A 15,566-nucleotide genomic window follows, 5' to 3' on the forward strand; every position below is an offset into this window, starting at 1 on the left:
CCCATAATAAAAAGACCGAAAAGAAAATTCCACTTTTCGGTCTCTACACTATCTTCTCTTCATAATTTTCCCTGAACCGCCAACCCTTGTTTTCGGGGGCGACGTATTCTTTGGTGGGGTTTTAATGGATGATTTCGGCTTCACATCAGATCCACTCGAGCCACCCGGGTTTTTCGTAATTTTCCCTTTGCTTCCGGTAGAAGGCGGTGGCGTCGTTTTACTTCCTTTTTCCGTAATACTTCCTTTATCACCTACAGATGATTTCGGATCTACATTATCGCCTCGCTTAATAATAGATCCTTTCCCTTCCTTCGTAATTGGAGGCGGGGTTTTCTTTTCCTCTTTCGTAGGTGGTCTTTCCGGGATCACCGGTTTATGATTTTGTCTGTCATTATATCCGCGATAATCACCGTATGATGATTTGCGTGAACCGAATATATCGTTTAATATACTCCCCATTATATATCCTTGTAAGAAGGATGGTTGGTAATTTTGACGGACAAATTCTTCATTGCTTATTTCAATTAACGTATCAGATGGTTTCTCTTTATCCTTTTGTAAATTATACATTTTATCAGAATAAACGAGGAACATTTGATTTTCGTCTTCTTTAGATGCTTGCTTCGGTGTCCTTTCGGCTATAAGTTCCTTTGCAACTTCAGGAACTGACCGATTGGCGGCCCTATACACGTAAGATTCTTGTTTACCATCCTTTGCGACAGACTCTAGTGGGTAACGGTCCTGAATTGACTTCGCCTGACCACTTTGACAGCCCGATAAAGCATAACCGGCAATAACAAGTAATGTAACGATAGCAAGTATAGGGATCACGAACGATTTAATCATGGTAAACAATCGGTTTGACATGATTACGCCCCCCTTATGTTGCTCTTATGATTTGTACATCAGCAGGAATAATTACTTCTCCCTCATACATCATTGTGCGACCATTTTGCCATTCAACACGTAATAATTTGCGGTTATCAGATTGGAATTCCCATACGTACTGTTCTTCTGAAGCAGCGAATGGTGTTTTCCCCATAACAACAACACGTCCATTATATTGTTCTTCCATATGATACTCTATATCATCCATTTCAATCGTCGTCGGAATTTCATCGATTGAATCTAAACGACCATCAATCGGTGTATACAATTTGTAATACGTATTTTCACGGTCTTCAATTTTCAAATAACGAATATCTTTCCCGTCCTGCAAAGTTAAAACAATCTCTTTGCGAGAATGCATGCTCGTTTTCCCAGTTAATTCGTACATGACTAACGAGACTTCAATCATATCGCCAGGAGCCAACGTTAAAAGACTCTTTTCTGGCCTCGGCGGCTCTGGGCTTTTCATTATATTTTTAATACGTTTAAATAAGCTCACAATCTACCCCTCCTTTTCTCTTTATAAACAAGCACCTAAAATAAGTGCACCAACGATATGTAATGAACCAGCTAACAACGCATGTGCTACGCTGCCTTCTTTCGTTCCTTCTTCTAAATCTAAACCAGACATTTTCTTTAACACAAACTCAATGAACATTTCTACAATTAATAAAATAACGAATGAAACTGCTGAGGCAAGAAGCGCTTGCCATAAGTCATTCGCTTTCGTAATCGATTGTGACAAAATGTATCCTTGAGCGAATAATTTCATAACGAAACGCGTTGTCACTGCTGTATTTCCATTTTTCATCTCTTTTAAATCATTGTATTTTGTAAAAATCGAATCAACCCACATAATTGCAAATAAAAGTACTGCACTCGCCCCAGTCCATACAAGCATAGCTAAAACATTCATCCACGTCATTACAAAACCTCCTCTAAAAAAGTAATAGAAAACCGACATGAATTCTCTTCAGACATGTCGGTTTCTTTGTCTATTCTATATTATTTCTCATACTGCTTCATAATACGAGCTAATTCATCGTCAACAACAGAATTTTTGTTTAAGCTTGCGAATTCATCATCTAACGACTTTTCTTTCTTGTAAATTTCACCGCTTGCTTCTGCTTCAGCCTCTAATTGAAGTGCTTTCTCTTCCATACGGCTTAAACCAGCTTTTGCTGAATTTGAATCAAATCCAGACATCGCCTGATTAATATTCTTTTGTGCTTTCGCTGCATTTACACGTGCAACAAGTGTTTCACGTTTATTTTTCAGCTCTGTTAATTGCTTACGCATTTCTTCTAGCTTCAGACGAAGGTTATCAGCAGCTGCTTTGTTTTGCTCATAGCTCGCTTTATACTCATTCATCTTTTGCTCTGCATTTTGTTTTTCTTCAAGAGCACGACGCGCAAGGTCAAGATTGCTTGCTTGAACAGCCATATGAGCTTGCTCTTCACGTTTTTTCACAAGTGCTTCTTGCTCTTCAAATAATATTTTGAATTTCTTCTCAAGTGCAATTTGAGCTGCTACACTTTTCTCAGCTTCTTGTACATCCGCTTGCATATCGCGTAAATATTGATCCGTCATCTTAACTGGATCTTCCGCTTTTTCAATTAATGAATATACATTCGACATTGTTAAATCTCGTAATCGTTTAAATACAGACATTCTAATTCCTCCTATGACTTACCTCATATTTCAAATTCACTACTTGGAAAACTGAAAAATCTCCCTTAACAGTAAAGAATATTCATTTTTACAGCCTATGTGTTTATTATAACAAAACTAATATGTCCTTACATGTTATTTCCAAAATACAGCCAATATAATATGACATTCTAGATAAAACATTGTATTCCTAATATATTCTCATTAATCCTCTTCAGAATTGACATATTTTTATGCACTTTCACTAAATTACATTATTGTAATGTTACTGTAAGCTAACTCGATAGTTACGTTTCAATATTTCTTATACACTAATACCAGAAGCAACAAACAAGCTTCTCATAATTTCAGGACTAATACAAAAAATGTATTTACTATAAAACATATAAAAGGAGCAATCATCATGAAAAAATTAGTAGGAATCGGATTAGCAGCAGCAATTTCATTCGGAGCATTATCAGGTTGTTCTTTATTAGGAGAAAAAGCGAACGGCTTTGTACTATACGGAACAGATGAGCAAATTCAACAAGTTACAGATAAAAATAAAAAAGAAGTGAAAGAAAAAGACTTCTATAAAATGAAAATGACAACATTAGAGGGTAAAAAAGTTCTTGTAATGGATAAGAAAACTGGTGAAGAACTGGTGAAAAAAGAATTACTTAGCAAAGTTGATAAAAACGATGATACAAAACCACTTGATAAATTACCAGCTGTAACAACAGAAGAAGGCGTGTTATTTGCAAAAGAGAAAGTAGAAAATGCTACACTTGATGGGGCAAAATTAAAATACGAAGGCAACACAATTATCGGAAGTGGCCGTGCATATGCAGACATGTTCGCAATTGTTGACGATGCAACTTATGGAAATGTAAAAGGTGATGAAAAATCTGTTGGTGTATTAAAATTCGATAAAGACCCTAGTAAAGAATTCCCTGGTTACAACGGAGTAGAAGCTTCTCAGCTTGTAAAAATTAAAAAGTAAACAAAAAAGCTTTGCGAAATTCGCAAAGCTTTTTTCTATTTATGAGCAATTTGCTCCATATCTGGACTACAAGTTTGCGACTGACATGACTTACTTAAAGAGCATGCTGCGCATTTGCCTTTTTTACTTCTCTTTACAAAATTAACTAACGTATATGCTGCATAACCAAAAATGATAGCTCCAATTATAATATTGACCATCACCGCGATACATCTCCTTCTAGAATCCGAGTAAGGACCCAACTTGGTATATAATGAGCGTTAATACATAAGCAACAACGAGCGGATAAACGACAGAGAAAACTGTCCATTTCATCGATCCAGTTTCACGTTTAATAACAGCTACTGTCGCTAAGCACGGAACATATAATAAAATAAAGAACATAAATGCATAGGCTGATAGCGCAGTATAATGTGCTCCCATTACATTTCCTAGCACATCTTCTTTAACCGCATAAATAATTGCCATCGTAGAAACGACAACTTCTTTCGCTAAAAATCCTGTTAAAAGGGATGCCGCAGCTTGCCACGTTCCAAAACCGAGCGGTGCAAAAAGTGGTGCAATAAATCCACCAATCATCGCTAAGAAACTGTCTCCCATATCAACACCAAATCCTGATGGACCTGCATAGTTTAATAACCAAATGACAACAGAACCACCGAAGATGAATGTACCCGCTTTACGAACAAATCCTTTACCTTTCTCCCACGTGCTCAGCCATAACGTTTTCGCTTGCGGCACACGGTAAGGTGGTAGTTCAATTACAAAAATAGATTTTTCTGCTTTTAAAATAGTAAGAGACATAATTTTTGTAACGAGTAATGCAAGAACAATCCCTGCGATATATAAAGAGAACACAACAGTCGCCTGACTATGAGGGAAGAAAACTCCCGCAAATAGTGCATATACAGGTAAACGTGCCGAACAAGACATAAACGGTGTTACAAGAACTGTAAGTAACCTTTCTTTTTCTTGTTCAATCGTTCTCGCTGCCATAATACCTGGAACGTTACATCCAAAGCCGATAATCATCGGAATAAATGCTTTTCCGTTTAAACCGAAAAACTCCATAATTCTATCCATAACAACTGCAATTCGTGCCATATATCCTGAGTCTTCTAATAATGAAATGAAGAAGAATAGTGCAAAGATTTGTGGAACGAATACTAATACCGCACCAACACCAGCAATAATACCTTCTGTAACGAGTGCTTGAATAAAGTCAGAAGCACCAACACTTGTGAGCCCAGCTGTAACCCAATCAGTAAGTTGTCCGCCAAAAAATCCATCAAGCATATCCGATAAAGGTGTACCAATCCACGTAAACGTAACCTGAAAAATAAAAAACATAACTGCTAAAAAGATTGGAAGTCCTAAAATTTTATGTGTAATTAACCTATCAATTTTTTCTGAAAAAGGAATTTTCCCTTCTTTCTCATGTTGCATAACATTTGTTTTTAACTTTTCAATATACGCTTCACGAGTCTTGTAAATGTGCTCTTCCAACGTACAATCAAGTTTTCCATCTAAACGAGATCGAATGGCTATAAGTTCCTTATAAATTGGTAATGCTTTCATTTCTTTTTCTACTACTTCGTTATTGCTTAAAAATTGAAGGGCTAACCATCTCGGATGCTCATAATTCGCTGTCTCTAAAAGAGCGATTACCTCTCCAATTCCTTCATCCATTTGTACACCATATGAAATAATGAATGGCTTTTTCTCTTTTTGTTTCTCTTCATGAAGAGTAGTAAGTAATTCTTCACAGCCTTTTCCGGTTCTTGCGATGACAGGAACGACTGTTACACCTAATATTTCTGATAGCCGTTTTACATTAATAACAATTCCTCTTTGCTTTGCCACATCAATCATATTTAAACCAATTGAAACGGGCTTACCAAATTCAAGTAATTGCAATGTTAAATGCATATTTCGCTCAAATTGAGAAGAATCCACTATATTTAACATATGATGAAATTCATCTGTTAGTAGAAAATTCGTAACGACACCTTCATCACGTGAAACTGGATTCAAATCATAAACGCCTGGTAAATCAATTAATGTTCCTTGCTTATCTTTTAATTTACCAACCTTCTTTTCTACTGTTACACCACTCCAGTTTCCTACATATTCATAAGAACCGGTAAGTGCATTAAATAATGATGTTTTCCCTGTATTCGGATTCCCTAGCAAAGCAACCTTATTCACGCTAATTCCACCTTTATCATTTTCGCGTCACAATGACGAATACTAATTAACTGTCCACGACACTCCAATGTACAAGGACCTTTAAACATCGCTTTCTGTTTCAAGCGAAGTTCGCTTCCTTCCGCGAGACCGAAAGCAGCTAGTCTACGCTTTAATAACTGATCTAAAGACTGAATACTTTTTACTAACACTTTCTCGCCAATTTTAATATCTACTAAGCTCATAACCTTCCCCCTCAGAAGAGAATGATAATTATTTTCAAAAAAATTATATCATACTCTATTTCACTTGGACTATATCTTTTTGCTTCATATTTATCAACATTTCAATACAATTATATTTCAATAATTGTCATACAAAGTATGTTTGCCATTCTCATCCATTTCACTTACAATAAACAATAACAAAAGAATCTCGTTATCACAGGGGGAGCCTTACCGCTGAGAGGGAACAATTCGTTCCGACCCTTTGAACCTGTTAGTTAATGCTAACGCAGGAATTGTGCAAACGTCCGAAATACACACCTCTTTTTTTATTTACGTATTTCGTATCCTCCTATGATAATGTTCTTTTTTGTGAAACTTGGATTTAGGGGGAGACAACATGCGTAACACCAATTTACAAGCGATGATCGAATCTGCTATTCTTGCAGCCTTCGCCTTGATTATCGACATTCTACCATTATCAATTAAACTTCCAACAGGCGGTTCCATCTCATTTGCTATGATTCCTATTTTTATTATCGCATACCGCTGGGGCTTCAAAAGGGCTTTCTTAGGAGGCTTAATTTGGGGGCTTTTACAAATTGTCGTAGGCGATGCTTACATTCTAACACCAGTTCAAGCATTCATTGAGTACTTCATTGCCTTTGCCTTTATCGGCTTTGCTGGTTTATTCTATCGTCCAATTCAAAAAGCACTTGCCTCAGACAACAGTAATGCAGAGCATTCAAATTTTGGTAGTCGCAAAGATAAACCAAAACAAAACAAAGGAAAAAAAGCACTCGTTTACATTATCCTTGCCACATTTGTCGGCAGCTTTGCACGCTATTTCTGTCACTTTATTGCTGGTATTATTTTCTTTGGTCAATATGCACCTAAAGGACAATCAGCTGTGCTATATTCATTAATTGTAAACGGCAGTACCATGATCGGTTCTTTCATACTATGTACTGTATTACTAATTCTTTTATTTACAACTTCACCACGCTTATTCAAAAGCATCGGTGCTTATCAAATGAATACACAAAAAAAGGGCGCTTAATTAGCGCTCTTTTTTTATCAAAGCTCTCAATGAGTAATATCAATAATAAATACAATAAATGCACAAAGAAAAATAAATACCATCACGCCTAGTAAATCGCTATTCACGGCTAATCTACTCCTTACATAACCTCATTTTCTATCCAAATTATACTTCTTAAAAATAAAGATTAGGTAAAGATAATATGAAGTTAAATTAAAAAAACGTAGATTGTATTATCTACGCTTTTTTCGGTAAATAGAAGTAAAATAAAACACCATCTTCGGTATTCTTCACCCCATATTCAGCATTGTGCAGTTCTAAAATATTTTTTGAAATCGCAAGGCCAAGCCCTGTTCCACCTTGTGAACGTTTCCTTGCCGCATCCACGCGATAAAAACGATCCCAAATTTTATCTAATTGTTCTTCTTCAATGTGAGCACCTTTATTTTCAATACATACTTTTATATGATCCTTCCCGTCTATTGTGGAAATAATAATATCTTCTTTTTCTGGTGTATAACGTATTGCATTCGTAATAAAATTCACAATTACTTGTTCAATTCTATTTTGATTCCCAATCACTTCTGCTGGACATATATGTTTGTGCACACTCAGTTCTTTTTTCTCTATCTCCGCTGAAAGCTGTTCACATATTTCTTCAATCACTCCATCTATATAGAAAGAATCCATCTTCATGTTATATGTGCCAGACTCAAATTTAGCTAATTCAAGCATATCCAAAATTAGTATATCCATCTTGTCTACTTCTTTTTCCATCGCCTGAAAATAGTAGTCTTTCTTATGTTCAGCTACCCCATCTTTTAAAATGGAAATACAGCTTTTCATAATACTCAGCGGCGTTTTTAGTTCATGCGATACACCCGCAATAAATTCTTTCCTTGTGTTTTCTAACTTTCTTTCTTTTTCAATATCTTGTTCTAACTGTCCAATATGTGAATGTAGTTTATTAGATAATGTATTAATATTTTGCGATAAATCACCAATTTCATCTTTTGAAGTAATCGGAATTTTTTCTGTGAAATCCAAATGAGCTATTTTCTTCGTTGTATCATTTATTTTTAGTAACGGTTTTGCAATTTGTTTTGAGTAATAAAACGAAGCTAGAAAAATTAGAACGACTACAAATGCTACAATATAGATGTAATAATCTTGCACCATTTGTACAGCCTCATCTACAGGCTGTAAAGAAGCCATCGCATATATATATGTTACCGATCCGTCTTTTTCTTTTTTTGGTTTAATTAATAATTTATATTTTATATCATTTTTTTCATAGTCCATTATTTGTGTTGAATACTGTATATGATTATTCTCTTTTAATAATAACTCAGTTTGAAATTCCTTTATGCTATCTAAGAATAAACTATTTTTATAAATTGGATTCACAGGACCTTTTACATCGGGGAACTGTACTTTCGTAACACGTCCTACTATGAAAGCATCTAATTCCTGAGCAGCTTGCTCCTGAACGGCCGGCTTCTTTTCCTTAACAACTTGTTCCTCAGCTGCTTTCTTTTTCTCCTGATCTAATTTAATCATTTTCTCATTAAATGCTTTTTCTAACGGTTTATTAGATCCACTTAAATTTTGTTTACCTAACGAGAAAGAGAATGGAATAAAACTTTCTTCTTTTCTCACTCCAGAAAAATAAATTTCTTGTCCTAAAAACTTCTCTGATAATTTATTATCAATCTCCTCTATATTGACGAGATTACCTAAGGGAATCTTGAATATTTGTTGTCCAAAGCTCTTTTGTTGCCTACGGTCTATCGTTACTTCAAAATAAAAATCATCCACATGTTTTAAATTCCCATTCTGATCTAACGTCGTAATCCACGTATTATTTTCTCTTAAAAAATCTTGCTCCAGTTTCTGAACTTCTTCTGCACTTCCTGCATAATTCAAATAATTCTTCTCAAAGGAATTTAAATTCACTTTAATATCTTCTACTTTTCGGTTCGCATAATATTGTTTGAAAAATATTGTTTGCCCAATAAATATCGTCGCTAAAATCAACATACATAGGGCTGTTGTAAGTGTAAATAATTTAAGTACAATCCCATTTCTCATATGTTCCCCTCGAATTTATAACCGGTTCGCACTACAGTTGTAATGTGCTTTGATTTCTCTCCTAATTTATTTCGTAAATTACGAATATGGCTATTAACCGTTCGATCATCACCAGCAAACTCATATCCCCAAATTCTTGAAATTAATTGCTCTCTTGTTAGTACAATTCCTTGGTTTTTCATGAAATACACTAATATTTCAAATTCTGTATGTGTTAAAGTAATGTCTGCCTCATCAACAGTAACAGTACGTGACGGAAAATGGACGTGAATGCCATGAATTGATAACGTATCATCTTCATTTTCTAAAGGTTTCTTTGATGCTTGTCTACTTTCTAATAATCGTTTCGCCCTCGCTAATAAAATAGGCGGACTATACGGTTTCGCAACATAATCATCTGCCCCAAGCTCAAATCCAAGTAACGTATCATCTTCATCTACACGTGCCGTCAGCATAATAATTGGGACCCCGGACGTCTTACGGATCCTTCGGCAAACAGACCATCCATCTAGTTCTGGTAACATAATATCAAGTATAACTAAATCGACCTCTTCTTCTTCAAATAAAACTAAAGCCTCTTTCCCGTCTCTCGCTTCAAGCACTTTATATTGTTCACTCAAAAAGTAATCCTTTAATATTTCGCGTAAAATATCTTCATCTTCAACAATTAAAATGTTTTTTGACATAATCTATGTCTCCCCCTCTCATTTTAAGTAGCTAGCATTTTGTACTTGATAATTTTATTTTGAATTGCTCGTAATTAACTTTGCCTCGATAATATATCGATCCGGTGCATCCCCTATATAATCAAATGGATAGCAAGTCGTCAGTGTTAATGTCGGCTCTTCTTTTTTTACAATAACAGTGCGATCATCCGCATGTGTAATCCATGTCTTTTGAATTTCGTATGTGTACATTTTATTATCATACTCCAAAATAAGGTTATCCTTTTCTTTTAACTCTCCTAAATCTGTAAATACAGTATCTCGATGCCCACTCAGTACAGTATGTCCCCCTCCAGATGGTGTTGTCGTTAAATCACTGACAAACATACCGACTCCTTTTTTCAATGTTGCATCATTTGCTCCCCAATATATAGAAAACTTCTTCTTTATTTTCGGTATATTTAACATTGCTACCTTTTCTCCTTCTTTATGCTCGGTTTGAGAAGAAGGTACTTGGGAAGTTACAGGTGTTTCATGTGAAAGTTGATTATCTTGTATATTTTTAAAGCTCTTTATTTCTTCTTTCGTTAATTCTCGAGCAGAGCTTTTTCCTTTATACCATTCCACAGCGTAATACGATCCCATGAATAGCCCTATGGCCATCAATATGATACCGATATAATTGAGTAACTTCATGTTCCATCCCTCCATGCAAAAAATGGTAGGAATAACCTACCATTTTTAATATATGAAATTATCCCATTCTTTATAGAAAAATATTTTATTTACGCCTTAACTTTATTACGACGCTTCAAACCAAATAATGTCCCTATTCCTACAAGACATGCGCTTAGTGCCATCATTGCTACATTATTTGATGCCGTGTTTGGTAATTTTTCACCTTGTACAGCTGGCTTTGCTACTTCCTTTTTCGCTGCATCATTCTTTTGCCCGGCCTTAATTGCTTCTTCTTTTTTTGCAAGAGCTTCCTTTTCTTGAACTTGTGGTGTTACTTCTTTTTTCGCTGTATCATTCTTTTGCCCTGCTTTTATTGCTTCCTCTTTTTTAGCCATATCACTTTTTTCTTGTACTTGTGCCGCTTGCTTTTTCTCTACATCATTTTTTTGCTGTACCTTAATTGCTTCTTCTTTTTTAGCTGCATCTTGCTGCACTTGCGCCGCTTCTTCCTTTGTTAATGTTCCAGTATCCGCACTCGCTACTGAAGAATATCCTACTGTTAAAAGTGCCATCGCACAAATTGGTAATAGTTTTTTTTTCATTTTATTTCTCTCCTTTTATACTTTATTCTAGTAATACATTACGTCGCACCGGATGTATTACTAGAATAAACAAGAGATGTAAATATAAGATGCAGATGAAATGGAGTTCTTTTAAAGATTTCATTATAAAAAAAGGTTATCCAAAAATAATCTTTTGGATAACCTTTTTTTATTTAATCTACACTTAAAGCTTTCTTCCCCATTTGGTTATAAATACTTGCAAACCAACTCTTACTCACTTTCACATTTTTCGTTCCATAAAATGGATCATTATAATACACGTAATTATCATCGACACCTGTTAAAACGACCGCATGAGTATTCATTCGTCCATAAATTGTTTTTCCGCCTGGTGTTTTCCACGTTGTAATTGGTCTTGGATTATTTAGTGCTACAGTTACCCAAGTAACAACTGGTTTCCCATTTCGTACATAATCTTCTAGGACTGAGAAATTATTTCCTGTTAAATTCGTTCCTCTTGCATATTTATCTAACAATCTTTTTAATGGTTCTGGATTAATAGAATATCCTGGCGTATTTCCTGTCACATCACCTACAAACCCTACATCTGGATCTCCCCAAATTTGTGATGATGTTTTATAGTTCTTTAATTTTGTTTGATCAAAAGGCATTTCAAACGCAAATGCTACTTTATTTAATGAACGACCAATTTGATGTTCCACAAGCATTTGTAAAGAAACTACTTCACAGCCATTGTGTAATTCTGGGAATTGGTAAATTGATGGTACGTTCAATATCACTTGACTACGATTAACATTGCCTTCATTCACCCATTTCAAACCATTATTAGTTTGTATTTGAATCCAACCGCCTGCTCTTTCGCCATACACTTCTACTGTTTGCGGAGAATATTTCCCTGATACGCGCGATACAAAACTAGGGCTGTCATATGCGAAAAATACTTTAGATAAATACTTTGTCTCCTTTTTCGTGTCCAACCATTGGTATCCTGCATATGTACTTATACGAAGCCACGTTCCTCTTTCTTCTACAACAGTTACTGTTTGTGGTCCATAATACGCTAAAACATTCGCAGACCGTGACGGAGCATCATAAGTAGTAAAGTCTCTATCAATCTGTACTTTCTTTTCAGTTAGACATACCCACTTATAGCCCACACTAGTATGAATTTTAATCCAATCGCCTTCTCTTTCTTCAACAACCGTCACTTCTTGCGGAGTATACTCGCCTGAAATACCAGATGATAATGACGATTCATTATATGTAACGAAGTTTTTCGTTATATTTACTTTCTTCTCAGTTAAGCACACCCACTTAAAACCCAAATCCGTATTAATTTTTATCCATCCACCATCTCTTTCTTCATATACCCTTACTTCTTGTGATGCATATTCATTTGAAATACCTGATGATAATGATGGACTATTATAAGTAAAGAAATTTTTCGTTATATTTACCTTTTTCACTTTTACTTCGCTATCTTTAGATTGATCTGTCACCGCAACAAGTCGAGCTGCCTCAGCACGTGATATCGATTTATCAGGTTGCCACTGTGTTCCATCAATACCACTTGATATACCTAATTCTACTAAAATATTAATGAATTTCTCGCCCCAATGATCTTTCACATCATTAAATAATGTCGGTAATTCTCCATTAACTTTCGAATCTAATTGATATGCTTGTACAAGCATTGTTGCCATTGCCGCTCTTGTCATTTGACCGTACGGATTAAATTTCCCGTTTCCTTCACCTTTAATAACGCCTGCTTTTTCCACCGCTGCAATGTAAGAAGATGCCCAATTATCTTTCGAATCTATAAAGGTCGGCTTGTCCCCTTCTTTAACTTCTAATCCTAAAACTTTAGCCATAATTGTAGCCGCTTCAGCCCTACTTAATACGCTATGCGGTGAAAATGTTCCATCCGGCATTCCTGTAATTACTTTTTTATTCACTAAATAAGTAACAGACTCTTCCGCCCACCCTGGAACATCAGGGAATGATTGTGGTGCTGCTTGTAAATTACTTACTGCCCTCTTTAATTCTACTTCTCTTTTTTCCTGTTCTTCCTTTTGCTTTAATTCAAGCTCTTGTTTTTCTTGCTCTTCTTTTTGCTTTAATTCAATTTCTTGTTTTGTTTGTTCTTCTTTTTGCTTTAATTCAAGCTCTTGTTTTGTTTGTTCTTCTTTTTGCTTTAATTCAATTTCTTGTTTTGTTTGTTCTTCTTTTTGCTTTAATTCAATTTCTTGTTTTGTTTGTTCTTCTTTTTGCTTTAATTCAATTTCTTGTTTTTCCTGCTCTTCTTTCTGCTTTAACTCTATTTGTTGCTTCTCCAATTGTTGCTGCTTTATTCGTAATTCTTCTTGCTGTTTCTTTAATTCTTCTCTCTTTTGCTTCTCTTTTAATTCATGATTTGTCCCTTCTTGTTTATTCTTTTCGTCTACTTCTAATCGATCCTTCTCTTCAAGCTCTTCCTTCTTTTTTTGTTCCTCTAATTCATTCGAGTTTGTTTCTTCTTGGTTATTCTTTTCATCAATCTTCTTTTCTTTTAGTTCTAACGGATTCTTCTTTTCAAGTTTTTCTTGTTGTTTCTTTAATTCATCTAATTTTTGCTGAACTTCTTCTAATTGTCCTTTATCTTCGCTACCTTGTTTCAGTAACTCTTCTTTTTTCTGTTTTAATTCGTCAACCTTAATAAATAACTCTGCCTGCTGTTTCAAAATATCTTTTCTTTTTTCTAATTCCATTTGTTGCTCTTGTATAACTTCCAATTGTTTTTGCAATTCACTTTGTCTATCACTATGTATACTCTGTAAAGCTTCTATATTATTTCTTGTTTTATTTTCAATTTCCGCTAGCGAACTAGAAGGAAATGTTAATAGATTTGTTGCCAATAAACTCGCTACTGCAATTACACTATATTTTTTCATCATACACACCTTTTCTAATTTTACTTCCATCATATTTCCTACCATATGCAAAATGTAAGATTCCTTTATAATCATAACAAATCTTTCATACACTAAGGGACTTTTTATGAACAGGAAAGAAGCACCGTATAAATACGATGCTTCTTTCGATGTGTCTCGATATTTATTTGTTACTTTCGCGTGATTGAGAAGTAGGAAGGGCCGGAGTGATAACTAATTGTCTCGGCTCAGTTTTCTTTAAGTGATTTTTGACGTTACACTTACGACGTTGAACAACCCACGCTTTAATAGGGTTTGTCAAAATAATCTTTTGCTCTTCATTAGGGGCCTCTTCTTCAAACCTACAACTCTCGCTCCATTTATTCCATTTCATTGTAAATTTAGAAGAAGAATGATCGTCTTCTCGATCAAACAAGTGCAAAAAATCCATTTCGCCAGCTAGCATTACGGTGTTGCTAGTTGCTAAAAAAGAAAAGGTCGTCCAACGTTTCTCCATGCCCTCCTACTCCTTCTTCACATATAGAGTGCCTAAAACTTAATTTACCTAAAATATGCTTGCCTTTTACCTTACACTTATAGTTTATCCAAAACACTATTATGCAACTATCGATTTGCCTTACAACTACCTTACATTTTTGTAAGAAACAAAAAACCTTCACTCTCTATACGTGAAGGTTTCTCATTTCTTATCTATATGATCTTTCATATGATCTACTCCAGCTTCTTGCAGCTGTGACATCATACCGTGGGAAATTGCGCCTAATACTAAAGTCATTCCAATTAGTGAAATGCGAATTGCAGGTACATCAATTATGTAAGCCAACATGCCAAGAACAATTGTTAAAAGCAATGCTTTTATAAATGTTACACTTGTATACTGTTTCTTTTTCATCATAACCACCCTTTTGGAAGCGTTTTCTTAATATTATCAGTATATCATATCATCTGACTATTTTGTGGGGATTTCTGTAAAAACCTTATATCTTCTTTGACTTTTTTCTTTCTATCCTTTACAGTCGAAATGTTCACAAGTTTTACACTGTAGGAGGATTCAAATGAAAATTGAAATAAAAGACACTTTAATTTCTGAAGAACAATTACAAGAAAAAGTAAAAGAACTAGCGCTTCAAATCGAACGTGATTTTGAAGGAGAAGAAATCGTTGTAATAGCTGTATTAAAAGGATCTTTCGTATTCGCTGCTGATTTAATTCGTCATATTAAAAACGAAGTAACTATCGACTTTATCTCTGCATCCAGCTACGGAAATCAAACAGAAACAACTGGAAAAGTAAAACTATTAAAAGATATCGATGTAAACATTACTGGAAAAAACGTAATTGTCGTAGAAGACATTATCGATTCTGGTTTAACACTTCACTTCTTAAAAGATCACTTCTTCATGCATAAACCAAAAGCATTGAAATTCTGTACGTTACTTGATAAACCTGAACGCCGTAAAGTGGACTTAAAAGCTGAGTATGTTGGCTTCCAAATTCCAGACGAATTTATCGTTGGCTACGGTATCGACTGCGCAGAAAAATATCGTAACTTACCATTTATCGCTTCAGTTGTAACGGAATAATATAATAAAATGAAACCTTAATCATTGGGATTTTTGTCCAT

At 35.0% G+C, this 15,566-nt stretch carries 17 protein-coding genes and 1 riboswitch; of the genes, 3 read left to right on the forward strand and 14 right to left on the reverse strand.

The window, feature by feature from the left end:
* Positions 1–48 precede the first annotated feature (48 nt).
* The 4 genes from DET63_RS24840 to DET63_RS24855 all read right to left on the reverse strand — a co-directional run bounded on the left by DET63_RS24840 (position 49) and on the right by DET63_RS24855 (position 2,559).
* A complete protein-coding gene (locus DET63_RS24840; RefSeq protein ID WP_113938173.1) occupies positions 49–867 on the reverse strand; it encodes a DUF4247 domain-containing protein in 819 nt (272 codons plus the stop codon).
* 13 nt (positions 868–880) lie between these two features.
* A complete protein-coding gene (locus tag DET63_RS24845; protein ID WP_113938174.1) occupies positions 881–1,387 on the reverse strand; it encodes a DUF4178 domain-containing protein in 507 nt (168 codons plus the stop codon).
* A gap of 21 nt (positions 1,388–1,408) precedes the next feature.
* On the reverse strand, positions 1,409–1,813 hold the full coding sequence (locus tag DET63_RS24850; RefSeq protein WP_002089172.1) for a DUF350 domain-containing protein: 405 nt from the start codon (positions 1,811–1,813) through the stop codon (positions 1,409–1,411).
* An 80-nt stretch (positions 1,814–1,893) separates the two neighbouring features.
* Entirely contained in the window at positions 1,894–2,559 is a 666-nt protein-coding gene (locus DET63_RS24855) for a PspA/IM30 family protein (protein ID WP_002015754.1), read from the reverse strand.
* A gap of 403 nt (positions 2,560–2,962) precedes the next feature.
* Here DET63_RS24855 and DET63_RS24860 point away from each other — a divergent pair, with 403 nt between their 5' ends.
* The gene (locus tag DET63_RS24860; protein ID WP_002129594.1) at positions 2,963–3,541 is read left to right on the forward strand and encodes a lipoprotein BA_5634 family protein; all 579 of its coding nucleotides are present in this window, start codon (positions 2,963–2,965) and stop codon (positions 3,539–3,541) included.
* A gap of 35 nt (positions 3,542–3,576) precedes the next feature.
* On the opposite strand, the gene DET63_RS24865 is transcribed toward DET63_RS24860, so the two are convergent.
* The 3 genes from DET63_RS24865 to DET63_RS24875 are packed head-to-tail and all read right to left on the reverse strand — an operon-like array spanning position 3,577 to position 5,973.
* Positions 3,577–3,744, reverse strand: coding sequence for a FeoB-associated Cys-rich membrane protein (locus DET63_RS24865; RefSeq protein WP_000989601.1), 168 nt, complete (start codon positions 3,742–3,744; stop codon positions 3,577–3,579).
* 16 nt (positions 3,745–3,760) lie between these two features.
* Positions 3,761–5,749 (reverse strand): ferrous iron transport protein B, encoded by a 1,989-nt coding sequence (gene feoB / locus DET63_RS24870; RefSeq protein ID WP_002129597.1) that lies wholly within the window; start codon positions 5,747–5,749, stop codon positions 3,761–3,763.
* Positions 5,746–5,973 (reverse strand): FeoA family protein, encoded by a 228-nt coding sequence (locus tag DET63_RS24875; RefSeq protein WP_000060512.1) that lies wholly within the window; start codon positions 5,971–5,973, stop codon positions 5,746–5,748. The genes feoB and DET63_RS24875 overlap by 4 nt, the downstream gene beginning before the upstream one ends.
* Positions 5,974–6,164: 191 nt before the next feature.
* Positions 6,165–6,266: riboswitch (TPP riboswitch) on the forward strand.
* 86 nt (positions 6,267–6,352) lie between these two features.
* Here DET63_RS24875 and thiT point away from each other — a divergent pair.
* On the forward strand, positions 6,353–7,012 hold the full coding sequence (gene thiT, locus DET63_RS24880) for an energy-coupled thiamine transporter ThiT (protein WP_113938175.1): 660 nt from the start codon (positions 6,353–6,355) through the stop codon (positions 7,010–7,012).
* A gap of 219 nt (positions 7,013–7,231) precedes the next feature.
* Here thiT and DET63_RS24885 read toward each other — a convergent pair whose 3' ends face one another.
* The 7 genes from DET63_RS24885 to DET63_RS24915 form a co-directional block, all read right to left on the reverse strand.
* A complete protein-coding gene (locus DET63_RS24885) occupies positions 7,232–9,085 on the reverse strand; it encodes a sensor histidine kinase (RefSeq protein WP_113938176.1) in 1,854 nt (617 codons plus the stop codon).
* Positions 9,082–9,771, reverse strand: a complete 690-nt coding sequence (locus tag DET63_RS24890; protein WP_113938177.1) for a response regulator transcription factor — start codon at positions 9,769–9,771, stop codon at positions 9,082–9,084. The genes DET63_RS24885 and DET63_RS24890 overlap by 4 nt, the downstream gene beginning before the upstream one ends.
* 54 nt (positions 9,772–9,825) lie before the next feature.
* Positions 9,826–10,446, reverse strand: coding sequence for a class D sortase (locus DET63_RS24895; protein ID WP_113938178.1), 621 nt, complete (start codon positions 10,444–10,446; stop codon positions 9,826–9,828).
* Positions 10,447–10,535: 89 nt separating this feature from the next.
* Positions 10,536–11,030: an LPXTG cell wall anchor domain-containing protein gene (locus DET63_RS24900; protein WP_002138792.1), complete on the reverse strand. Its 495-nt coding sequence runs from the start codon at positions 11,028–11,030 to the stop codon at positions 10,536–10,538.
* 173 nt (positions 11,031–11,203) lie between these two features.
* Positions 11,204–13,945, reverse strand: a complete 2,742-nt coding sequence (locus DET63_RS24905; protein ID WP_113938212.1) for an S-layer homology domain-containing protein — start codon at positions 13,943–13,945, stop codon at positions 11,204–11,206.
* A gap of 160 nt (positions 13,946–14,105) precedes the next feature.
* Positions 14,106–14,438, reverse strand: a complete 333-nt coding sequence (locus DET63_RS24910; RefSeq protein WP_113938179.1) for a hypothetical protein — start codon at positions 14,436–14,438, stop codon at positions 14,106–14,108.
* Positions 14,439–14,621: 183 nt separating this feature from the next.
* Complete coding sequence (locus DET63_RS24915) at positions 14,622–14,837, reverse strand: hypothetical protein (RefSeq protein ID WP_113938180.1); 216 nt, start codon at positions 14,835–14,837, stop codon at positions 14,622–14,624.
* Between the two features lie 160 nt (positions 14,838–14,997).
* Here DET63_RS24915 and hpt point away from each other — a divergent pair, with 160 nt between their 5' ends.
* Positions 14,998–15,525: a hypoxanthine phosphoribosyltransferase gene (gene hpt, locus DET63_RS24920; RefSeq protein WP_000687586.1), complete on the forward strand. Its 528-nt coding sequence runs from the start codon at positions 14,998–15,000 to the stop codon at positions 15,523–15,525.
* Positions 15,526–15,566: the final 41 nt, after the last annotated feature.

Source organism: Bacillus sp. DB-2, assembly GCF_003315125.1.
GTDB lineage: Bacteria > Bacillota > Bacilli > Bacillales > Bacillaceae_G > Bacillus_A > Bacillus_A mycoides.